The sequence below is a fragment of the Pseudomonas sp. AL10 genome, assembly GCF_029960685.1.
Taxonomy (GTDB): Bacteria; Pseudomonadota; Gammaproteobacteria; order Pseudomonadales; family Pseudomonadaceae; genus Aquipseudomonas; species Aquipseudomonas lactis.
This window is the reverse complement of sequence record NZ_JASBQZ010000021.1, coordinates 34856-55611: the sequence shown is the minus strand read 5'-3', so window position 1 is coordinate 55611 and position 20756 is coordinate 34856. Positions and strand designations below refer to the sequence as shown.

At 57.4% G+C, this 20756-nt stretch carries 18 protein-coding genes and 2 tRNA genes; 9 read left to right on the top strand and 11 right to left on the bottom strand.

The genetic code is table 11. The annotated features are described in order from the left end of the window. Positions 1-90 precede the first annotated feature (90 nt). Together QK296_RS18835 and QK296_RS18830 are read right to left on the bottom strand one after the other, a co-directional pair. Positions 91-546 carry a YkvA family protein gene (locus QK296_RS18835; RefSeq protein WP_282391176.1) on the bottom strand — a complete coding sequence of 152 codons (456 nt, stop codon included), beginning with the start codon at positions 544-546 and terminating at the stop codon, positions 91-93. A gap of 702 nt (positions 547-1248) precedes the next feature. After that, positions 1249-1989 carry an FKBP-type peptidyl-prolyl cis-trans isomerase gene (locus tag QK296_RS18830; protein ID WP_005786709.1) on the bottom strand — a complete coding sequence of 247 codons (741 nt, stop codon included), beginning with the start codon at positions 1987-1989 and terminating at the stop codon, positions 1249-1251. A gap of 247 nt (positions 1990-2236) precedes the next feature. Between QK296_RS18830 and QK296_RS18825 the strand changes: the two genes are divergently transcribed. After that, positions 2237-4045, top strand: coding sequence for a di-heme-cytochrome C peroxidase (locus QK296_RS18825; protein WP_212614018.1), 1809 nt, complete (start codon positions 2237-2239; stop codon positions 4043-4045). Positions 4046-4074: 29 nt separating this feature from the next. Continuing rightward, positions 4075-5208: a catalase family protein gene (locus QK296_RS18820; protein ID WP_282391175.1), complete on the top strand. Its 1134-nt coding sequence runs from the start codon at positions 4075-4077 to the stop codon at positions 5206-5208. Positions 5209-5297: 89 nt separating this feature from the next. On the opposite strand, the gene QK296_RS18815 is transcribed toward QK296_RS18820, so the two are convergent. Then, positions 5298-5374 (bottom strand) — tRNA-Asp (locus tag QK296_RS18815). Between the two features lie 19 nt (positions 5375-5393). Further along, a tRNA-Val gene (locus QK296_RS18810) sits at positions 5394-5469 on the bottom strand. A gap of 1367 nt (positions 5470-6836) precedes the next feature. On the opposite strand from QK296_RS18810, the gene QK296_RS18805 reads away from it, so the two are divergent. Next, complete coding sequence (locus tag QK296_RS18805) at positions 6837-7070, top strand: LysR family transcriptional regulator (RefSeq protein WP_158275432.1); 234 nt, start codon at positions 6837-6839, stop codon at positions 7068-7070. Between the two features lie 707 nt (positions 7071-7777). Here the strand turns inward: QK296_RS18805 and QK296_RS18800 are convergent. Together QK296_RS18800 and QK296_RS18795 are read right to left on the bottom strand one after the other, a co-directional pair. Beyond that, complete coding sequence (locus QK296_RS18800; RefSeq protein ID WP_282391174.1) at positions 7778-8959, bottom strand: MFS transporter; 1182 nt, start codon at positions 8957-8959, stop codon at positions 7778-7780. A gap of 15 nt (positions 8960-8974) precedes the next feature. Further along, a complete protein-coding gene (locus tag QK296_RS18795; protein ID WP_108538496.1) occupies positions 8975-9679 on the bottom strand; it encodes a type 1 glutamine amidotransferase domain-containing protein in 705 nt (234 codons plus the stop codon). A gap of 153 nt (positions 9680-9832) precedes the next feature. On the opposite strand from QK296_RS18795, the gene QK296_RS18790 reads away from it, so the two are divergent. Next, entirely contained in the window at positions 9833-10741 is a 909-nt protein-coding gene (locus tag QK296_RS18790; protein ID WP_177480939.1) for a LysR family transcriptional regulator, read from the top strand. 45 nt (positions 10742-10786) lie between these two features. On the opposite strand, the gene QK296_RS18785 is transcribed toward QK296_RS18790, so the two are convergent. Genes QK296_RS18785 through QK296_RS18775 form a run of 3 tightly spaced genes read right to left on the bottom strand, consistent with a single transcriptional unit; the run spans position 10787 to position 12527 of the window. Continuing rightward, on the bottom strand, positions 10787-11626 hold the full coding sequence (locus QK296_RS18785; RefSeq protein ID WP_108538491.1) for an MBL fold metallo-hydrolase: 840 nt from the start codon (positions 11624-11626) through the stop codon (positions 10787-10789). Between the two features lie 21 nt (positions 11627-11647). Next, positions 11648-11974 carry a hypothetical protein gene (locus QK296_RS18780; RefSeq protein ID WP_108538490.1) on the bottom strand — a complete coding sequence of 109 codons (327 nt, stop codon included), beginning with the start codon at positions 11972-11974 and terminating at the stop codon, positions 11648-11650. Continuing rightward, positions 11967-12527, bottom strand: a complete 561-nt coding sequence (locus QK296_RS18775) for a sugar ABC transporter (RefSeq protein ID WP_108538489.1) — start codon at positions 12525-12527, stop codon at positions 11967-11969. The genes QK296_RS18780 and QK296_RS18775 overlap by 8 nt, the downstream gene beginning before the upstream one ends. 59 nt (positions 12528-12586) lie before the next feature. Between QK296_RS18775 and QK296_RS18770 the strand changes: the two genes are divergently transcribed. Beyond that, a complete protein-coding gene (locus QK296_RS18770; RefSeq protein WP_224796968.1) occupies positions 12587-13585 on the top strand; it encodes a LysR substrate-binding domain-containing protein in 999 nt (332 codons plus the stop codon). A gap of 564 nt (positions 13586-14149) precedes the next feature. Here the strand turns inward: QK296_RS18770 and QK296_RS18765 are convergent. Together QK296_RS18765 and QK296_RS18760 are read right to left on the bottom strand one after the other, a co-directional pair. Then, positions 14150-15148 carry a DUF2891 domain-containing protein gene (locus tag QK296_RS18765; protein WP_150689056.1) on the bottom strand — a complete coding sequence of 333 codons (999 nt, stop codon included), beginning with the start codon at positions 15146-15148 and terminating at the stop codon, positions 14150-14152. A 70-nt stretch (positions 15149-15218) separates the two neighbouring features. Continuing rightward, positions 15219-17630: a TonB-dependent receptor gene (locus QK296_RS18760; RefSeq protein ID WP_108538485.1), complete on the bottom strand. Its 2412-nt coding sequence runs from the start codon at positions 17628-17630 to the stop codon at positions 15219-15221. A gap of 755 nt (positions 17631-18385) precedes the next feature. On the opposite strand from QK296_RS18760, the gene QK296_RS18755 reads away from it, so the two are divergent. Genes QK296_RS18755 through QK296_RS18740 form a run of 4 tightly spaced genes read left to right on the top strand, consistent with a single transcriptional unit; the run spans position 18386 to position 20756 of the window. Beyond that, complete coding sequence (locus QK296_RS18755; protein ID WP_108538484.1) at positions 18386-18745, top strand: STN domain-containing protein; 360 nt, start codon at positions 18386-18388, stop codon at positions 18743-18745. Positions 18746-18764: 19 nt separating this feature from the next. Continuing rightward, positions 18765-19562, top strand: coding sequence for an energy transducer TonB (locus tag QK296_RS18750; RefSeq protein WP_158275431.1), 798 nt, complete (start codon positions 18765-18767; stop codon positions 19560-19562). Positions 19563-19584: 22 nt separating this feature from the next. Continuing rightward, complete coding sequence (locus QK296_RS18745) at positions 19585-20331, top strand: MotA/TolQ/ExbB proton channel family protein (RefSeq protein ID WP_108538482.1); 747 nt, start codon at positions 19585-19587, stop codon at positions 20329-20331. Further along, positions 20331-20756: a biopolymer transporter ExbD gene (locus QK296_RS18740; protein ID WP_108538481.1), complete on the top strand. Its 426-nt coding sequence runs from the start codon at positions 20331-20333 to the stop codon at positions 20754-20756. Before QK296_RS18745 ends, QK296_RS18740 begins: the two co-directional genes overlap by 1 nt.

The window sequence follows — 20756 nt, the reverse complement described above, 5'->3', positions numbered from 1 at the left end:
CCGTAGGATAAAAACACTTACTAAGTAAGTTATTTCCTTAAGAGTGTAATCCTAACAGCCACGAAGGTCGCCGGGGGATACCAGGCATCATTAGTTTTTTTGCGGGTTTTCCCGGGCCAACAGCTCAGGCGTCGCAGGCAGGCGCTCAACCACCGCAAGTTTTTCCGGACGTTGCGCATCGCGCCAGGTACGAAAGGCGCTCAGCTCGCCGCTCAGGGTCTTCATGACCCACGCCAGCACGGCGATGTCGTCGAGCATGCCGAACATGGGAAGAAAATCCGGAATCGCATCAATCGGGCTAAGAAAATACATCAGCCCCGCCACCACCGAGATCAACGCCTTAGGGCTGATCGCACGGTATTCGCCGCGCCAGTAAGCCAGGCACAGGGCCTGCAGCAACTTGAGATCATCCTTGAGCTGGCCGAGCCGATTGCCCTGGCTTGAGCCTTTGGCAGCGACGGCAAACAGCAAGGTTGGCAAACGCCCACGACCGAGCAAGCGCGCGGCCATAGGCAGGAAACGGGTGAAATTTAACGGTGGTTTCATAGGGCACTCCAGTTCCAGGCGACATAAAAGGTTATCCACACAAATTGTGGATAACCTTGTGAACAGAGCCTGTTTTATCGGCTGAAAGCCACGGACTACAAGGCCTACAGTCAGATCGGGCGTTTTTTGCGCACATAAAAAAAACCCAAGAATTCATTGACTTGGCATGTATGTGCGGCTACCCGTGCTCGAGTCTTATATCAGACTGTGTCTGGTTGCGGACGTTCGTTTGGATTTGCAGAGGCTTAAAGGTAGGGGCTGGCTTGCCTGCGATTGCCATAAGTCTCTACACAACACTACAGGCTGTAGCAGCCAACGCTAACCACGATGCGAAGCGAGCCGCTCTTGATCTGCTTGTGATCTTGATCTTTGGCGCCCCGTTAAACCACGCTGGCCGGAATTCGACAGGGGTTTGGGGGGTAAACCGGCAGGGATGCCGGTTTAGCCGCCCCGCGCCATGGATGGCGCGGGGCGGCGGCCCACGGATTCAAGACTGTGTTCGGGCACACCGAGCCTAGGCGAGGTGCCGAGTGGTGGGGCAAGAGCGTTTTGCTTACTTTTGCATGTACACCATCCAACTGTGTTGACTGCCAAGCCGCTTTCGCGAGCAAGCCCGCTCCCACAGGGAATTTTGCGTCGTTTGACCAACGCCGAAAACAACAACGCCCCGTCGAGACGGGGCGTTGTATGTTCAGGCGCCGATTACTTCTTGGCGGCTGGTGCAGCAGGTGCGTCAGCCGCTTCTGCCTTGGCTGGGTCCTTGATGCCCAGCAGTTCCAGGTCGAATACCAGCACGGAGTTCGCTGGGATCGCCGGGCTCGGGCTCTGGGCGCCGTAGGCCAGGTCGGACGGGATGTACAGCTCAACCTTCTCGCCCACGTGCATCAGTTGCAGGCCTTCGACCCAACCCGGGATCACGCCGCTGACCGGCAGGTCGATCGGGCTACCGCGATCTACGGAGCTGTCAAAGGTGGTGCCGTTGGTGAGCTTGCCGGTGTAGTGAACAGTCACCACGTCGGTTGGCTTAGGCTGGGCGCCGTCGGCCTTCTTCACGATCTTGTACTGCAGGCCGGAAGCGGTGGTGACGACACCGTCTTTCTTGGCGTTGTCTTCGAGGAATTTCTTGCCAGCGGCTGCCGACTCTTCGCTCATTTTGGTCATGCGTTCTTCAGCACGCTTTTGCAGTGCGGCAAACGCTTCAACCAGCTCATCGTCCTTGAGCTTCTGCTCTTTCTTGCCGACGGCATCTTCGATGCCCTGGGCAACAGCTTTGGAGTCCAGGTCGTCCATGCCTTCTTGGGCAAGGCTCTTGCCCATGTTCAGGCCGATGCCGTAGGAAGCTTTTTGCGCCGGGGTTTTCAGCTCTACGCTGGTCTGCGAATCACAACCCGCAAGTACCAGGCTAACCAGGGCCACCGCCGCCGCCAACCGATGCTGTTTCATGCTATTTCCTTGTTCATGCGCCATAAGGGCATTCGAATAAAGTCGCGAGCTTATCAGGCGGCCACGACCAATGGCTACCGGCATGTGAGCAGGAAACTTCTGATAAGTTCACGTGTTTAAAAGCATTTCCATTTATCATGGGGCCCCGCGACGGATCGCGGGACCGCCTGATAGAGGGCCAATTGCTACTTGCCGCACCTGTGGCGCAGTGGCATAACAACGCGACAATTCGACAAGGATAGTTATCTTGCGCATTTTTTCCCGTGTTTTACTCCTGATACTGATCGCACTGGGCCTGATTCTGGCCGTGGTGCTCTACTACACCCTCAACCCAAAGCTGCCGGACTACGTTCCAGTAAAGCAGGTGCACTACCAGGAGCAATGGAGTGCCGCCGACCGCCAGACCTACTACTTCACGCCCCAGGGCACCCAAGTAAAAGGCCTGCACTACGACTGGTTCACCGCCCTGGAGCTGCCGTTCTCCGAGCAACGCTTTGCCGCGCCGGAATACCTGGCGCGCTTCGGCTTCCTGGTCGACCCCAAGCAGACGGCCACCGCGCAAAACCCTGGCAACCTGCCGGTAGGGTTCGCCCGGCACCAGAACGCCGACAGCAAGGCTCAGTACCTGGATATCACCTGTGCGGCCTGCCACACCGGCGAATTGCACTTCAAGGGCCAGGCCCTGCGCATCGACGGCGGCTCGGCGCAACACGTGCTGCCCTCCAGCGTTCCCACGTTGCGCGGCGGCAGTTTCGGCCAGGCCCTGGTCGCCAGCCTGGCCGCTACCTATTACAACCCATGGAAGTTCGAGCGCTTCGCCCACAAGGTGCTGGGGGATCAGTACGATGCTCAGCGCGATCAACTGCGCACGGACTTCAAGCAATCGTTGAACCAGTTCCTCAAAGTCGCCTGGAATGACACCCATCGCGGCCTTTACCCCACCGAAGAAGGCCCGGGCCGTACGGATGCCTTTGGGCGCATCGCCAACGCCAGTTTTGGCGACGCTATTTCCCCAGACAATTATCGCGTCGCCAATGCGCCGGTGGACTACCCGCAGCTGTGGGACATCTGGACCTTCGATTGGGTGCAGTGGAATGGCTCGGCCCAGCAGCCGATGGCGCGCAACATCGGCGAAGCCCTTGGCGTAGGCGCGACCCTGGCGTTCTTCGACGCAGCCGGGCAACCGCTCAAAGGCGATGCCCGCTACCCGTCCAGCGTACGGGTGCGCGACCTGCACCTGATCGAAGAAACCCTGCAACGGCTCAAGCCGCCGACCTGGCCGCAAGACTTGTTCGGGGCCATCGACAAATCCCTCGCCGCCCAGGGCCGCACACTCTTTGCCGAGAACTGCGCCGGCTGCCACCTGCCCACCGTTACCCAAGAAAACGGCCGCCCGGTGCAGCAGTTGAAAATGCTGCCGGTGGACTACATCGGCACCGACCCCGGCACGGCCAACAACATTGCCGACCAACGCTACGACCTCAGTGCCCTGCAATGGGACCCGGCCGAACTGGCCCGGCTCAATGTCGAACTGCACCCCACCCCCACCGCGCCGATGGACCTGAAAAAAATGTCGGTGGCCCAGGGCCTGGCCTATGTCACGGCCTTCGTCGAAGAGCATGCCTACCGTGCGGCCGGCGTCACCCCGGCCGAGCGCCCAGGCCTGGACGGGTTCGGCCTGCCCATCGGCGTGCGCGAGTTGCGTGCCTACAAGGCGCGGCCGCTGGCCGGCGTATGGGCCACCCCGCCGTTCCTTCACAACGGTTCGGTGCCGACGATCTACCAACTGCTCTCGCCCCAGGACGAACGCAGCACCACCTTCTATAAAGGCACCTTCAACTACGACCCGCGTCACCTGGGGTTTGAGACCATCGCCTTCAAGAATGCCTTCCTGTTCGATACCAGAATCACCGGCAACCACAACAGCGGCCACGAATTCCGTGCCGGCGAGCGTGGCAATGGCGTTATCGGCCGTGGCCTGCTGCCGCAGGAACGCTGGGCGCTGCTCGAATACCTCAAAGTGCTGGGCGGCCCTCTGGAGCAACAACTGCCATGATTATCCGATCGCAAAACAAGGACCGCTCCATGCTTGCTCGTCTCTGGCTGCGCCTTGGCGCCTTTGTGGGTAAAACCCTGCTGTGGCTACTGGGCCTGGGCCTGCTGGGGTGGGTGTTGGCCACGGCCTGGTTCGCCTGGCAGCACAGGGGCCCGGTGTCGGTGAAGGAACAGATCCCGCCGGGTGAAGCAGCGATGACCCAAGGCATCATCCAGACCGCCGTGCGCATCGTTGACCAGCATCGCGAAGGCACTCGCTACCTGCGTGATGCCCATGCCAAGGCCCATGGTTGCGTGAAAGCCGAGGTCAGCGTTCTGGCAGATCTCGATCCGGCCTTGCGCCAGGGCGTGTTCGCAGAACCAGGCAAGACCTGGCAGGCGACAATGCGCCTGTCCAACGGCAACGCCTACCCGCAATTCGACAGCATCCGCGATGCCCGCGGCATGGCGATCAAGCTGTTGGATGTGCCGGGCAAACAACTGATGGCCGACCAGCAAGCGCGTACCGAGCAGGATTTCGTGATGTTCAGCCATCCGAACTTCTTTGTCAGCGATGTCGCGGAATACGCGCAAAACGTCGGTGCGCAAGCGGATGGCAAGAAGGTCCTGGCGTTCTTTCCCAAGCTCGACCCGCGCAGCTGGCAAGTGCGTCACTTGTTTATCGCCCTGGCAACCCTGGCGCCCGCACCGGCCAGCCCGACGCAGACGACTTACTTTTCAGTGTCGCCCTACAAGTTTGGCACGGCCAACGCCAAGTTTCGCGTCGCGCCCGACCCGCAAAGCTGCCCGGATTACGTATTACCCAAACAGAACCAGGACCTGCCCAACTTCCTGCGCAGCGCGCTCAACCAGCAACTGTCCACCGATCGTGTAGATGCGTGTTTCGTGCTGCAGATCCAGCGGCAAAACCCGCAGGCGTTCATGCCCATCGAAGACACCAGCATCGAATGGAAGGAAAGCGACGCGCCGTATGAAACCGTGGCCAAGGTCAGGATTCCCGCCCAGGACTTCGACACGCCGGCGCAGAACCTGGCGTGCGATAACCAGTCGTTCAACCCCTGGTTCGGTTTGGAAGCGCACCGCCCCATCGGCGGCATCAACCGGCTGCGCAAAGCGGTGTACGAAGCCGTCAGCGATTACCGCCACAGCCGCAACGCACCGTAAGGCGTGTTAAATCGCAGGCGAAAAAAAACCCGCTCAATGAGCGGGTTTCTTATGGCTACCTGGCGTTCAGTGTTCCAGGTTGCCGAATATGGCGCAGCGGACGGGACTCGAACCCGCGACCCCCGGCGTGACAGGCCGGTATTCTAACCGACTGAACTACCGCTGCGCGTAACACATGAAGCGAATGGTGGGTGATGACGGGATCGAACCGCCGACATTCTGCTTGTAAGGCAGACGCTCTCCCAGCTGAGCTAATCACCCTTCGTTTCGGTGTGGGCGCATCATACACCAAAAAATCGTAATGTCTTGATTTAAATGCAATTTATTTAAAAAAAGTTTAGCGCACGATTTTTTGCCATATTTCGGACAGAAAAAAACCCGCTCGATGAGCGGGCTTTCTTTGGCTACCTGGCGTTCAGCGTTCCAGGTGACCGAATATGGCGCAGCGGACGGGACCATCACTCATCCTCCAACTCTTTGAAATACCTAAGCTCTGTGATTTTAGTGCTTCACTGCTGGACTTGATTATGTACTTTTTAAAGTCAGCTGTGAAGGATCAATGCTGACGGGATTTACGATCCATTTTATCGTGGCCGTACTGTCAGCAACTGGGACGGCGCCTACGGAGATATAAGTCTTAGTTAGACGCGGCCCTATAAGCGGTGCTCTTCATACGTTTAATGCAGATCTAGAGTTCACTGCCCAAGCCCTTCTAGCTGGCGAGTCTAACGAGGATGCCCTGCAGGTCGCTCCTATAGCCTCGAAGCTCCAGCATTTGGCCAGATCCGTTGGCTGCGTGTGTCGCTGGAGACATTTGCCACACTTTGAGCTGCGACTTGGTTGCAGATCTGCTCCATCATTCGTGAATGCGTAGCGGGAAGTCGATCAAATTCATATAGTTTTTGCACGGGAGGACGGCCCAAATTGATCGCCCCCTCACCCGGTATGAACAAGGTCTATAGTGAGATGCGGATCAAAACGACATTGGCAATAACTGCCTTAGGAGCATCCCAAAAAATACTTCGGCGAAAGATCCACCATTTCCGGCTTCTCGTTTCAGGCTCAGCCTCTAATTCGACGGCATTACCGCTACGCGTTTCTTCATGCCTCTATAATTTTATTAGCAGCGCGACGACAGCCTGTGTTGCGCCACGCCCTCCAGGAATTGCGGTGTATGCTCGTGCTGGAACAGCGCCTCGGCGTCAGCCCAGCGCTCCAGCAGAAAGGAGCGAGGTTCGACGGCTCGCCCTGGGCAACGCGATAGGCCAGGCAGTCGGGCTCCTGAAGGTTCGCGTCGCGCAAGGCGACAAGCATGTCTCGCAGTTTTTCGGCGTGACCTTTCGATGCTTGAAGCATAACGATAAGATCGACTGCTGGCATGTCGTCCTCCTTCAAGAAGCACTTTCATGGGAGCGGACCAGGAATTTCGGCGTGCCAACCACCACAGCGGCGCCAGCGCTAGCAGCACCAGCGCCACACCGGCCCAGGGAGTCAGTGCCATTTGCTCTCGCGCCACAAAGTCGCTACCCAATATCTCGCCCAAGGTGATGCCAAGGTTGAAGACGCGTCTCATTTGTTTCCAGAAACGAGTACATTGTCAGAGCACTTATGGCGAAATGGATCAACTCATGCAGTTGCGCAATCTTGACGATCTCGCGGCTTTCCTGAAGGGAGTGGAACACGACGAGTTCTCGTCCGCCGCGCGGGCGCTGGATCTGGCCCTGGTGAGCAGCAGATTTGCGCGGCTGGAGCAAGCACTGAGCCCCCGCCTGTTCGAGCGCAACACGCGGCACCTGCGCATCACTGACGAAGGCCGCGCCGTCGTCGAGCGCGCCCGCCCGGCCTTGGTCGTGCTGGACTAGGCCGCCGACATGGCCCTGCAGGGGCACAGACGTTGACGGGCATGACGGCGCCAGTACCGCTGGGAGTACGTTACCTGGTGCCGGTCATCGCGGCCTTCCGCGGGCGTCATCCCCGGCTAGGCTTCGATTTGCAGTTGAGCGGCCGTGTGGTCGATCTGTACGGCGGCGATATTGTCCTGGCCGTACGCGTCGGCTTCTGGTGGTGGCACCGGGCTATCTGCGAAAATCGGGTGCGCCCTCACATCCCCGCGAGCTGAACCAGCACATACCTGCTGTTTGCCTATCCCGGCCTGCGCCAGAACCGTTGGACGCTCAAGCACAGCACCCGCCGCGGCAGAACCGAGGTGGTGGCAGTTGTAGGCGATCTGCGCAGCGACAACGGCGCTGCGCGCCGGAGCGTTGCCGGGATGGGAATTTCGCTGCGCGAGACCTGGGACGTCTCCGACGAACTGCGTAGCGATGCCCTGATGCGCGTTCCGTCCGAATGGGCCGAATCTACCACCCAATCCAGGCCGTGCGTGTCCAGCACGCCCCTCTGCCGAGCGGGGTAGCCGCTTTCGTGAGTTTCCTGGCCGAGCAATGGCGCGAGGCGTCGTGGAATGCACAGTGGCGGTTGCAACCGACACTGGGCGGCCACATAAGGGAAGTGAAGCTTTTTGCCCACGACCCGAAAGCAACGAAGTTGACGAAGCTCCATCGCTATATCCTCATCTAGCGACTGCGGTGCGTTGTGCGCGGGTCTCTCGCATCTGCCAGAGCATCCAGACGATCCCCAGGCCCACGGCAACCGCACCGACCCAGGCCGTGCTGGTCAGACCCATCGCTTCCAGGCTGGCCCCGCCTAGCAGCGAACCCAACGCGATGCCGCCGTTGAAGCCGGCGATGTTCAGCCCAGCCGCCACCGCTGGCGCCTGCGGCGCGTGGATGTGCGACAGCCCGATCACCCGCGCCTGCAAGGCCGGCACCGCCGCATAGGTCAGCGCACCCAGCAGGCCAGTCAGCAACACCATCAACGGCAACGATGGTGCCGATGCCCATATCGCCAACAGCACGACGGCCAGGCCGACGAGCACAGTCATCACCGCAAAGTCGGCACCCTTGCGGTCGGTCAGCCGCCCGCCCCACACATTGCCAATGGCGGCCATCACGCCGTAGCCCAGCATTAACAGGCTCACCATGCTTTCACTCACGTTCGTCACTTGCAGCAGGATCGGCGAAATATAGGTGTAGAGCGCGAAAGATCCCGCATACGCCAACACGGTGATACCGGCTCCGGCCAGCAGACGATGATTGAACATGGCTTTCAGGCCATCCATCGCATTGGCCTGCGCCGAGGCATCGTTGCTATCTTTCGGCATCAGGGCCAGCAGGCCGACGAACCCAATGGCACCACTTGCGGCCACTGCCATGAAGATGACCTGCCAGCTCAACACGCTGCCTAGGTAGGTGCCGAGCGGTACGCCCAGCGCCAGTGCCAGCGTCAGGCCGCCGAACACCACGGCCACCGCCGCACCGGCGCGATGTCGGCCCGCCAATTGGGTTGCCACGCTGGATGCTACGGCGAGAAACACCCCATGTCCCAGGCCGGAGGCGAAGCGGGCCACCAGCATGGGTGTCAGTGCATCGGACAGACTGACTACAGCGTTGCCCAACGTGAACAGCCCCATCGCCACCAGCAGCAGGCGCTTGCGCGGCCAGCGGGTCGCCAGCGCGGTCAGGCCCGGCGCACCAATCACCGCACCCAGCGCGTAGGCCGTAACCGCCGTGCCGACCTGGCTGACGCTGGCATGCAGATCAGCGGAAATAGTGGACACCAGACCGATGGTGACGAATTCGGTAAAGCCCAGGGCGAACGCGCAAAGCGCGAAGACATAGATGACGAAAGGCATACGTGGATTCATGGTTCAGGCTCGCTTCTCGGCTGTCACCGCTAATAGGGGCAGCATCGCTTCCGCGACGCCCTTGGCCGAGGCCGGGTTCTGCCCCGTCACCAGGCGCTCGCTCGCCACTACCTGCGCCTGGAAATTCGCCGCAGGCACATGCCGGGCGCCACGCTCCTGCAAAGCATCGGCCAGCAGGAAGGGCACCGTGTCGTACAGGCCGACCGCACGCTCCTCCTCGTTGGTGAAGGCCGACACGTCCTTACCCGTTACCAGATAGCCGCCATCGGACAACTTGAGGTTTACCAGCCCGGCCGGCCCGTGGCACACCGCCGCGACCACGCCGCCACGCTCGTAGATGAACGCCGCAATGGCCGCCAGTTCGGCGTTGTCCGGGAAGTCCCACATCGTCGCGTGGCCGCCTGCGTAGAAGATCGCGGCGTAGGCATCGGGATCGACCTGCGTGGGTGCCATGGTGTTCTCGGTGGCGCTTCTTAGCGTCGCATCGTTCCAGAACGCGGCATTGATCGGATCGTCCAAATCGAGTCCATCGACGTGCGTCTTGCCGCCCTTGGGGCTGACGAAATCGACCGCATGACCGGCGTCTGCCAGCACCCGATGCGGATGCGTGACCTCGGACAGATAGAAACCGCTGGGCGCGGTATCGGCGGCGCCGGCCGGCCCCTTGCGGTCGTGGCTGGTCAGGACGAAAAGAATACGTTGGGTCATCAGAAGCTCCTGCAGCGAATCGAGCACACCACCGGACACCTCCAACGGAGGCATGCGTGTTGCAGCGTGGGAAGTTGGGATCCTCATTCTGGTGAATCCGGTATATCGTTTAAATGACCAAAATAGACAAACACTTTCCCCGGAATGACCCAAATGGCCCTGCGCAATCTTGATGACCTAGCGGTGTTCGTGCATGTGGTGGAGCGCCACAGCTTTTCCGCCGCCGCACGCGACCTGCACCTCGCGCCTAAGACGGTCAGCAAGCAGATCGCCCGGCTGGAACAAGCGTTGGGCACCACGCTGTTCGAGCGCAACACCCGTAACGTGCGCATCACCAGCGAAGGCCGCGCCATCGCCGAGCGCGCACGGGTTGCCCTGGCGGTGCTGGAAGAACTGCAGGAACTGGCGACCGGCGGCAGCCAGGAGCTGAGCGGCACTATCCGCCTGACCGCGCCCACGCCGTTCGGGCGCAAGTTCGTGGCCCCGGCTATCCACGATTTCTGCCGCCTGCATCCCAGGGTCGGTTTCGACTTGCGCCTGTCCGATCAGGTGCAGGATCTGTATAGCGGCGACCTCGACCTGGCGATCCGCATGGGCGAGTTGGCCGATTCGCGCTTGGTGGCGCGGCGCGTGGCCGACAACCGGCGCATCCTGGCAGCTTCTCCCGCCTACCTGAAAGCGCATGGCAGTCCCGCGCAGCCGGAAGAACTGGAACGGCACAACTGCCTGGTGTTCGCCTATCCGGGCCTGCTGCAAAGCACCTGGCCGCTGCGCAAGGGCCGCCGTGAGAAGCCTGTCGCGGTCAGCGGTACGCTATGCAGCGACAACGGCGACGTGCTACATGCGTGGTGCGTGGCCGGGCTGGGCATCTCGCTGCGCGAGACCTGGGACATTCACGAGGAACTGCGCGACGGGACGCTACTGCGCGTGTTGCCTGAATGGAAAGCCACACCCTCGAAGATCAGCATCGTGCGGGCGCGGCGCGAACCAGTGCCGCGCCGGCTGACGGCGTTCAGCGATTTTCTGTTCGACCGCTGGCAGGAGGCGCCGTGGGATCAATGACCTCATTCGCCGTAGCCAACGCATCGTAGGCATCTTGAACAGCCGCTAAGTTTCGTAGGATATTTTGTAGGTCTTGCCTAGCCGCTCGACATGTGCAAATCCGAGTTCGCCAAGGTGCATACCAGCGATAAGAATCTTATCCGAGCTAACAACATTCAATAGCTTGGATCGTGTTTCGGCGGAAAGAAGCGGATCTTGGTCGAATGCAATGGATACGTCGGGACGAGCAATCTGAATTTGGGGGAAGTGAACGATATCCCCCCAAACCAGCAGACTACGACCATTGGAATCGAGACGATAACCGGAATGTCCTGCGGTATGCCCCAGAAGGGGAATCGCACTAATGCCAGGGAGAACTTCGCTACCAGTAAACATGCGCGTCTTCTCCCGATACTGATCGAACACCTTCCGGGCAAACAGAAAGTTGCCACGAGCACGCTCACTCGCTCGACTAAGATTGCCATCGTCCTCCCAGAAAGAAACCTCACGCTGGTGGACGACCAACTCCGCATCGGGAAAGGCAGCTTCCCCTGAAGAGTTAAGCAGCCCCCCAACATGGTCGGGATGTGCATGGGTCAGAAGAATGGTGCCAATGTCAGCGGGTTGCACGCCAGCAAGCGCGAGATTCGCCTTTAGCTTGCCGCCCCACTGCTTGAAACCACCAGCCCCCGCATCGATGAGGATCGTGCGGCCCATCCCACGCACCAGGTAACAGTTGATGTGGATCGAGGATGGATCGCTCACGCCTGCGTCCTGCTGCAACTTGGACGCCTCCGTAGGATCGATATTGGAGAGAAGATCTAGACTTGCGCAAAGGTATCCGTCACTGATGGCCGTAATAGTAAACTCGCCGATCTGCTGGCCCGGAAATTTCATGTCGTTCATTGCGGCACTCCTTGCGGATCATCAGTTCCGCGCGTAGATGGTATCGGCTGGATAGCCAAAGCAACGAATGCGCGCCGTTAGCCCCGCATGACGTTTTATTGCCTCGTCCAGTCGCGCCATGAAATCGTCCATGACCGATGGCGTTCTAAACGGTTCGAGGCGGTACTTGATTTCCGCGTAAGCAGGATGCCCGCGCCCGTGGCGGGCAGCGACATAGATGACATGCACGTTGTCCAGCGCCGCCTGAAGGACGTCCGTGCAAAGTCGAGTGCATCGTTCGGTGAGTTCCGCCAGATTTGCGTCGGATGGCATCTCGTCCGCCTGGATGAAGATCGTCAGGTTAGGCATGTCGGTTCTGCACCTGCGTCTGGGGCTCTGCGCCTCTGCCACTCGTCAATTGCACGGTCATCGGGGCATAGAGATGCACATTCTTCGGAAGGGTATCTACACCAAGACTAATGGCGCTATCCAGCTTCGCCAGCCACCTGTTTTCAGGACACTTCTCCAATGCGACGGCCCACATCTGCTCAGGCGTGAGCCCCATCTCGATGAGCGGCTCGGGACCGACTGCGCTCACGATCAGATGCTCGTCTTCACCGATGGCAGGCGCACGCTCAAGGCCGCCGTAAAGATTGCGGTGCCAATCGGTGATGTGCTGCTGCCAGCGTGCGAAGTTGCCCCCGCCCTTTTGGCGATACTCGTCGCCCTCAAGCACAGCCAGACCGTCGATCGAGTGCATGGCCAGGTAGACAGGGCAGCCATCGCTAAACGCCTTGAAGCGCTGCGAAGTACGGAACCCGCTCACGGAAATAAGCGCGGGTAGCTTTTCCAGGCTATAGAAATCATTCCACTCTGCTTCGCTGGCTAGGTCGGCAAAGCTGCACTCGACGGTATAGATCATGGAATCACGCTACCGAACCCTTGTGCGTTCGGTCCTCACTGTTGATGTTTCATCATGGTATGACCTGGAAATCGACGTATAAAACGATTTTTCGGTATGCTTCAGTGACAAAAAATCAAGCTAAACCGATCACCAGCTTTAAGCTAGGAACGCTCATGCGAAGGAAGATCCCCAGCAGCACGGCACTGATGGCATTCGAAGTGGCTGCGCGCCACGGCAGCTTCGCGCGCGCGGCAGAGGAACTGTCTTTGACTGAAGGAGCCATCAGTCGCCAGATTGGCAGGCTGGAAGCCTTCCTCGGGGTCACGCTGTTCGAGCGGGTCGGCAATCGTGTCCGCCTCCTACCCAATGGAGAGCGTTACGCGGTACAGGTTCGCGAATCGCTTGACCGCTTGGATCGGGACAGTCAGTACTTAATGGGGCAGCCGAACGATGGCGCAAGCCTGGACATTGCCACTATCCCGACGTTCGCGATGCGATGGCTCATTCCTCGCTTGGGACGATTCCAGCAGAAGCATCCGAACATTACTGTGCATTTGGCCGAGCGCATGGAGCCCTTCGTCCTGGCCGGGAGCGGATTCGATGCTGCCATCCATTTCGAGCACCCAGCGTGGACGGGAATGAGGACATACCCTTTGTTGCATGAAGTGCTGGTTCCGGTTTGCCATCCTGAACTTCTGACAGGACGCAAACGAACAACCGTACTGGACGAATTACCGCGCCTTCACCAACGACAGAACCCTGAAGCTTGGCAACACTACTCCCTGGAAATGGGTACCCCGCTTACCAACCCTGCAAATGGTGCACGCTATGATCTCCACGGTATGTTGATAGAAGCCGCATTGGCCGGCCTCGGTGTCGCGCTAGTACCGCGTCTATACGTTGAGACCGAACTTGCGTCAGGAAGCCTAGTGGCCCCGTGGCCAGAGGGGAAAACCATTTCCAAAACCTTCTGCCTCATCCTCCCCGAGCCGATCGGATTAAGCCGGCAACCAATACAAGCGTTTGCTCAATGGCTATTAGAAGAAGCGAAGAAAGGAACAACGGTTGACTCATAGGAAATATTCTTCTCCATTCATTTAGATAGACGGGCTACGTTGCAGCTCGATCTTTCATTAAATCCGCGTCGTAAAGATCATCTTGTAGGCCCTTGATCTGCGGCGAACAGCGGCATATAGATCAATCACCCGCAACTCTGCCGGCCTCCCGTACAAGCTACACCCTAGCGTGCAACAGAAGATACGGCGATTATCTCACTGCCTCTGGGTGATAAATCCATTACCGTAAAATGGCCAGCCTCAGATCCGGAGGGCTGCGCGTGTTTTATTCGTGTCCAACTAGATCAAAAATCTGATCTGCCCGTGGGCGCTTGGGCGGTCGAACTAGTTGTTTGCTGGGTCGCTGCGCGGCGACGAGCGGGCAGCTGCAATCAAGCCTGACCCAGTCAGCGCGCATCAATGATGCATGACCCGTATGCTTATCTTCAGGATCTGCCTACGCGGCGCTGGCGTAGCGAGCAAGCGAGATTGACCAACTGCTGCTGATCTGCGCAAGGGGTTTTGGCCGGACGCATACTGCGGTGGCTTAAGTATAGGCGCTGAGAGGGATTGACGTCAGCTATATCAATCTCCTTCGGCAAGCATCAGAAATGACCCCAGCCAGTGTTCACCCATATAGTCCAGATGAATGCTATTACGGCTCGTCTTGAGATGGGCAATTGCAGAATCGAAAAGAAGACGCTGTTGGATGCAGCCCACTGGAAAGCTGCGGGCAACTTTTTTCATGCACCAGGCGCGACTGAAATTAAGGCCGTCCAGATGCGCCAGACGCCCGTCAGAGCGATCACTTACCGAGACTGGGCGAAGAAATGAGTGACCGGCCCAGAGTGACGGCTCGGGTAAGAACCGCTGTAACCACGACACATACTCGTTATGCGGCAAAACTTGTTGCATCAGCATCGCGACCTGCCATAGCGGAGAAAGAAAATCCTCCCCGCCCGGCTCCACCCGCGTGCAAGCCACATCCCTCCCAAAAAAATTCGACGCATACGCTCGTATGGCCACAGCCGTCTCAATGCGCCCGTGCACCTCCGCATACTCAAGGGCGAATAGGAGAGCAAACGCCGTGTTGTTATGTTGACCGGAGCGTATCGGATACAGGAGTTTGGGTAAGTACTGTTGAAACGCGCCCGACAACAAACTGGCGAGCGGATCCAGCCGAGAATGCCAAATCTCTGAGACGGGCAGTCGCGAAACTTTCAACTGCGTAACCAGCTTCAGCAACCAAGCCCAGCCGTAGGGCCGCTCAAATCCCGATTGCGCGCTCCTAGAGAAAAAGCTTGCCTCGATCCTTACGTTTTCGACAGTGAACTGAGCGTTGAAGTGCGTTTCGATTTGAGGCGCTATCTCACTATTCGGTACAAGCTCTAGCGCCCGCAGTAGGAGCCAATGAGCGTGGACCGAGGAATGCCAATCGAAACACCCAAAGAAGATCGGATGCACGGTCCTCGGCTCGGAAAAGTCCGTTGCTGACTCAAAAACTCTAGATTGCGAGTGAGGATATTGGCGAGAAACGTGCTTGAGCAGCGCTGACGCAATGCTCTGAAGTCGGCGTATGTCCATAGAGTAACTCTTCTAGGCTCAAGTTAGCAGGAGCTACGACTCTGCACGCAGCACCTCCGTATTCTCTACATCAGAAATCGTAAACGACGGTCAGCCGTGCGTTCCTACTTTCGCGTAATGGAATGAACGTCGCTGCCGAAGACGAGTAGTAGAGCTCCCGGTCAAAAATGTTTCTGATTCCTAGGGTCACTGAATACTTGTTCGCATGGTAGAAGACCGAAAGATCAGTACTAGCACCGCCCGGTAGCGAGTAGGAATTTGAGACGTTTCCACTACCGCCTATCGTGCTGCTGAACGCATCAACGCCAACGCCCGCACCGAACCCTTTGTAATCTCCGTTCTGAATTTCATAGGAAGTCCAGACATTTGCAGAATTAGAGGGCTGGGTAGAAAATGCTGTCAGCTGGCCACTGGAGACGTCCGGATCTTGGAATTTGACGTGTGTAAGACTCGCCGCGACATTCCACCCCGGTACAAACTCGCCCGTCAAGTTCAAGTCGTAGCCCTTACTGAAGCGAGATTGGCTACCAACGATGTTCGAAGTGAGGGGATCAGTTAGAGGTATATTGTCTTCCTGTAGTTCGAAATAAGCAGAGGTCAGTGTTAGGCTATCATTCAAGAGACTGAATTTCACACCCACTTCTTTCGATTTACTGGTCCGCGGCGCCAGCGGTTGGCCGGTAGTCTGGTCGATACTACTAGAAGCTGTGAACCCATGAAGCAGGTTTGCGTAGACGGTCATCTCCTTGGCTACGTCGAAGCTTATACCGTAGTTGGGTACCCATTTTTCAGCTTCCATGCTCGACGAGCTGAAGAGCTTGCCGGTATCCCGGTACGCTGCACTGTCGCTGATCCATTTAGCTTTTTTCGCCGCAATTAGCACGTGTGTCCTGTCACCGATCTCCAACTGATCCTGAAGTATCAGCCCCCGCTGCTGCAATCGGGATTCTTGAGAGCGATAAGTAGGCCCCCCAATACGTGGAAGCTGATCGAATGACGAGCGATCGTAGATACTGACGTTCGGGTAAGCCGAATCCTCACCTGGAACGCTGCGCTCGTCCTGAGTCGTATTGGTGTGTTGATAATCCATACCGACCAGCAACTTTTGCGTTAACCAGCCAGTTTTTATCTTGCCACGAAAATCGCTCTGCGTGCTCCACGATCGACTGTTAATCACGGCTGAAAACGGGGCGGCGAAGCCAATGGTCCCATCAGTATTGATACCCTGCAGTTGCCAAACACGAATGTCATCAGTGGTGTCTAAGTAATTGGCTTTACTGTTGAACGACCAATTCTCACTCAAATCGTGCTTAAAATCGTAATACCCGGTCTTACTCTCGTTACGAAATCCGTCATCTTTTCGGAACAGACGCTCGCTTGCAGACTTCTGTACGACACCGTTGATGGCAACGGTTGTGCGAGGCGCTGCCGTACGCGAGTTACTATACTCGGCACCTACCGTTAGACGGGTCGAATCGCTTTTCCAAGTTAACGCGGGAGCAACGTATACTTCGCGCTCACCGGAATAATCAGGATCGGAACTGTCAGACTTCATGTTCGAAAGATTTAGTCGGTAGCTGAACGATTTGTCATCCGTGAGCGCCCCACCGAGATCCAGACCTTGCTTGAATTCACCATTCTTCGCGACTTCTACCGTGACGGTGCGTAAGTCCTCGGTAACTGGCGCTTTTCGTACTATGTTGATAGTGCCTCCCGGGGTCGAGCTGCCCGACATGATCGAGTCAGGGCCTTTAATCACTTCGACGCGCTCGATACCTTGAATAGGGGTGCTGTTGATTCCGGGATTCGCAACGCCGTTAGTCGAAGTGTTTTGAACGCTGAACCCACGGATGGTGAACGTCGATCCCCCGCGCGCGTTCAAGGTCTGCTGGACGCCAGCCGATCCTTCCAGTGCTTGGGCCAGATCCGTTGCCTGACGATCCTTGATAAGCTTTCCACTGATAACCTCAACCGATTGTGCAGTTTCCTTCAGTGGTGTGTCCGACCTCGAGACCGTGCTGGAGTTAGACGGATTGTAATAGAGCTGATCGTCACTGAGTGCGGCTCCAGTTACTGCGATCTCTGGTAATTGAGCAGCGCTTGCAACGCCGCCGGTGACCGCGACGCTGACTGGCTCTCTTGCGCGGGACACCGTCAAGGTCCCATTGGACGTCACGTTCAAAATTAGATCTGTGCCCTGCAGGCAGCTTGCAATTGCTTGCTCCACCGTCATGTCTCCATTGACTGCACGGCCTCGGTACCCCGCAACTGCCGCTGGGTCAAAGGAGATGACACGTCCACTTTGCCGAGCGATATTTAGCAGCATGTTATTCAGGGGATCAGCCGGAACGACGTAGCTCTGCCGGTCAGCGACAGAGTTCGGTGCAGCTTGCGCTGACGAGTAGCACGAGAGGCTACCGAGCATAATCGCAACAGTCAGACGCAGCGGTTTCAACGCGTAATATTTTGTAGGTTGTTTCATCAGACGTCCTCGCCGGCAATCATGTATGAGTGGTGTTACCCCTTATGTGCGAACGAGATTGAAAAAGTGACAGTGCCTATAAATAATAAATGTCAATTCACCATTCCAGCGCTTCTGACGTTCAGACTATGCGTGCTTGGTATCAGCGGCAGCCACGTCGATATGAATACGCTTAAACCACGTTACCGATATCCCAGAGACCACTCGCGCTGCTGAATGTAGTCCCCTGCTCCTATCCGACTCTCGATGATGTTCTCTTCGCGGTAGGCCGCTTCGCCTCAAGTCGCGACAGAGACAGGCTCTATCTGCGAGCCTGACGCGCATGCCGCGAAAGCATGACGATGTGTACCCATCAACAACATCAAGCCTACGTCCCAACGATCTAGGCTCCTTGATAAAACAGACGAACTGCTCCGCTTACTCACGGGAGACGTTTCAACCGTCCGCGGCCCCTAGCTCAGACCGCTTAGCTGAAGGATGTAGATCAACGGGTGTGCGGTGCCGTCGGAATCGAACATTCGATATTCCTGAAATATAGGTGCACCCTTCGAACCCAGACAAGGGGCAGCGCCGCGACCTGGACCTGCACGCGTCGCTTCGGCCCGGATCAGAAATGTGCATGACTCATACTTTGGCACCTGAGCCTTCCCCCGAACTTGGTCTTGCGCTGTCATCTTAAAAATATTCGCACTTCTCACTGTCACTTTTTCTCTCTGGTTGCACAAACCTAGTAGAACAAGTGAGAGCGCACTGACGTGACTACCCGAAAATTCAGTATTGCTACCAAAGCCCAATTCATGGGCATCGCAGGATTGTCTCTAGTCAGCGTAGGCCGCCTGGCGCTGGGTTGTGATCTGGACGAAGTGCATTCATACGCTATCGACGCAAATCGCCTCAGCGAGACCCTTCTATTTATCAGTAGAACCAGCGGATGTCTGGTGGCATTCAAACCTACCAGTACCCATGACTTTTTTAGCCAAGCAATCAATGGCGAAATGAGTGTGCAGCACGCGATGGATTTAGCGCTAATCCGCAGCGATCTTGAAGCCGTGCAGCTTGCCAACGGCTCCCTGACAATCCGCAAGCGTAGCGGGCCCCGTCAGGCTCAGCCTTGAAATGAGGAATCTGCCCGCCATGACCAATCTCAAGATTTACTTAGAAAACGCCGAATACCGGCCCTGCTGGGTCCCCGAAGCACTTTGCGAGACGGACAACCGTCGCTCCTGGCTTTTTTTGCTTCCGTTCACCGCAGTGGTCATTGCTCATGTAGTCGTTTTCGCGATTGTCCTTTATCAGCGCGCCGATAAAGAAATCACACTCGCTAGCACTGCGCCGCCTTCCAGTGTGCGAATCAACATGGTTACGGCACCGCAGGTTCCCCCAACGCAGATTGTGCCACCTCAACCGCTGCCCCCTGTTATAACCGTCGAGAAAGCAGAGCGAACGGTGGCGCAAGAAATACCAAAGGCCGAGCCACCGAAGCCAACTCCCAAGCCAGTCCCCAAACCCAAGCCTAAGCCCATCGTTAAATCTGTAGAGCCAAAACCAACTGAAAACGTAAAACCGGCTGACCCTATAGCGGTGCCTTCGAAACCCACTACGCAAGCACCGAGCGAAAATCAGGAAAAACTGATGGATCTGCCTTCGGCTGGGGCCAAAGACGTCCAAACAGTGGGTTGTCGCGTTCCCGCTCCCGATTATCCACGCCAAGCCCGCCGCCTGAAAATTGAAGGCAATGTTCTCGTGACCGTGCTGATCAACGCCCAGGGTCTGGTGCAATCAGCATCTGTTGCTCGCAGCAGTGGAAACGAAGAACTTGACGAAGCCGCACGTCGCACAGTCATGAGCGCGGCATGCTCCCCCTATATCGAAAACGGACGGGCCATTGCCGTGCGTGCAGCCCAACCCGTCTCCTTTCGTTTGACCCGATAGAACAGCCTACGAGGTATCAGATATGCAGGAATTAGGATTAGCTTACGCTTGGGATCAGGCCGATTACGTCTCCAAGACAATTGCGTTTGTATTGATTGCCATGTCTATTTTGTCCTGGAGCGTCATGCTGCTCAAGACAGGGCAACTGCTCAAACTGAGCCGTCATAGAAAGCACGCATTGCGGTTCTGGAATGCTAGTAATTTCATAGAGGGCGTCGAAGGCTTATCGGTCCCTAAGCACAGCCCATTTCGTGAGCTAGCACTGGCCGGGCATGCTGCCAACGCACATCAATACGACCGAAGCTCACAGCTGCACCAGCGATTCGATCTCAGCGACTGGCTAGCTCGTTGCCTCAAAGAAGTGCTGGATGATCACATCGCCAAACTTCAAGCGGGTTTGGCCATTCTCGCTTCGATCGGAAGCACTGCTCCATTCGTTGGTCTGTTCGGCACTGTCTGGGGTATTTACCACGCCCTTAAGGTAATTGGCACCACCGGCGATGCGTCACTTGCTCAAGTGGCCGGGCCCGTCGGTGAATCCTTGATTATGACAGCGTTCGGTTTATTCGTCGCCATCCCAGCCGTGCTTGGGTACAACACCCTCGCTCGGCAGAACAAAGGTGCAGTGCATCAGCTAAGCCGATTTGCGCACGACCTGCACGCGTTCTTCCTGACCGGGGCGCGGGTCAATCTGGATAACGCGAGCGGACAGTCCAGCACGTCCTCGAATGTGGCTCCGATGATGACCAAACAAGGGAGCCGAAGCTGATGAGCATGTCTCAAGGTTCGCAATTCGACAGCGATGACGCTTTGCTCAACGATATTAATATGACACCGTTGATCGACGTTATGCTGGTATTGCTGATCATTTTCATCATTACCCTCCCGGTGATCAATAAGGCAGTGAAAGTAGATCTGCCCAAGGGCGATGCGCACGCCATTGCCTCTGATGAAAAAAGCATCGACATCTCTATTACGCCTGACGGGACCATTCTTTGGGACAAGGAACCAGTTGATGACATCCAACTGGCTCAACGCGTTGCCGTCACGGCAGTACAGACTAGCGTGCCCGTGCTGCGCGTCTATGCCGACAAACAGGTCCGTTATGAGCGCGTCGTCTATTTGTTGGCGGCGGCTCAGAAGGGTGGGTTATCGAAGATTGATTTCGTGACTGATGCCACGCCCAGCCACTGA

Coding starts and splice junctions, on each gene's coding strand:
- QK296_RS18770 (WP_224796968.1), top strand. CDS start 12,587: ATGACCTGGAAATCGACGTATAAAACGATTTTTCGGTATGCTTCAGTG.
- QK296_RS18780 (WP_108538490.1), bottom strand. CDS start 11,974: ATGCCTAACCTGACGATCTTCATCCAGGCGGACGAGATGCCATCCGAC.
- QK296_RS18745 (WP_108538482.1), top strand. CDS start 19,585: ATGCAGGAATTAGGATTAGCTTACGCTTGGGATCAGGCCGATTACGTC.
- QK296_RS18765 (WP_150689056.1), bottom strand. CDS start 15,148: ATGGACATACGCCGACTTCAGAGCATTGCGTCAGCGCTGCTCAAGCAC.
- QK296_RS18740 (WP_108538481.1), top strand. CDS start 20,331: ATGAGCATGTCTCAAGGTTCGCAATTCGACAGCGATGACGCTTTGCTC.
- QK296_RS18830 (WP_005786709.1), bottom strand. CDS start 1,989: ATGAAACAGCATCGGTTGGCGGCGGCGGTGGCCCTGGTTAGCCTGGTA.
- QK296_RS18785 (WP_108538491.1), bottom strand. CDS start 11,626: ATGAACGACATGAAATTTCCGGGCCAGCAGATCGGCGAGTTTACTATT.
- QK296_RS18800 (WP_282391174.1), bottom strand. CDS start 8,959: ATGCCTTTCGTCATCTATGTCTTCGCGCTTTGCGCGTTCGCCCTGGGC.
- QK296_RS18820 (WP_282391175.1), top strand. CDS start 4,075: ATGCTTGCTCGTCTCTGGCTGCGCCTTGGCGCCTTTGTGGGTAAAACC.
- QK296_RS18805 (WP_158275432.1), top strand. CDS start 6,837: ATGCAGTTGCGCAATCTTGACGATCTCGCGGCTTTCCTGAAGGGAGTG.
- QK296_RS18750 (WP_158275431.1), top strand. CDS start 18,765: ATGACCAATCTCAAGATTTACTTAGAAAACGCCGAATACCGGCCCTGC.
- QK296_RS18835 (WP_282391176.1), bottom strand. CDS start 546: ATGAAACCACCGTTAAATTTCACCCGTTTCCTGCCTATGGCCGCGCGC.
- QK296_RS18795 (WP_108538496.1), bottom strand. CDS start 9,679: ATGACCCAACGTATTCTTTTCGTCCTGACCAGCCACGACCGCAAGGGG.
- QK296_RS18775 (WP_108538489.1), bottom strand. CDS start 12,527: ATGATCTATACCGTCGAGTGCAGCTTTGCCGACCTAGCCAGCGAAGCA.
- QK296_RS18760 (WP_108538485.1), bottom strand. CDS start 17,630: ATGAAACAACCTACAAAATATTACGCGTTGAAACCGCTGCGTCTGACT.
- QK296_RS18790 (WP_177480939.1), top strand. CDS start 9,833: ATGGCCCTGCGCAATCTTGATGACCTAGCGGTGTTCGTGCATGTGGTG.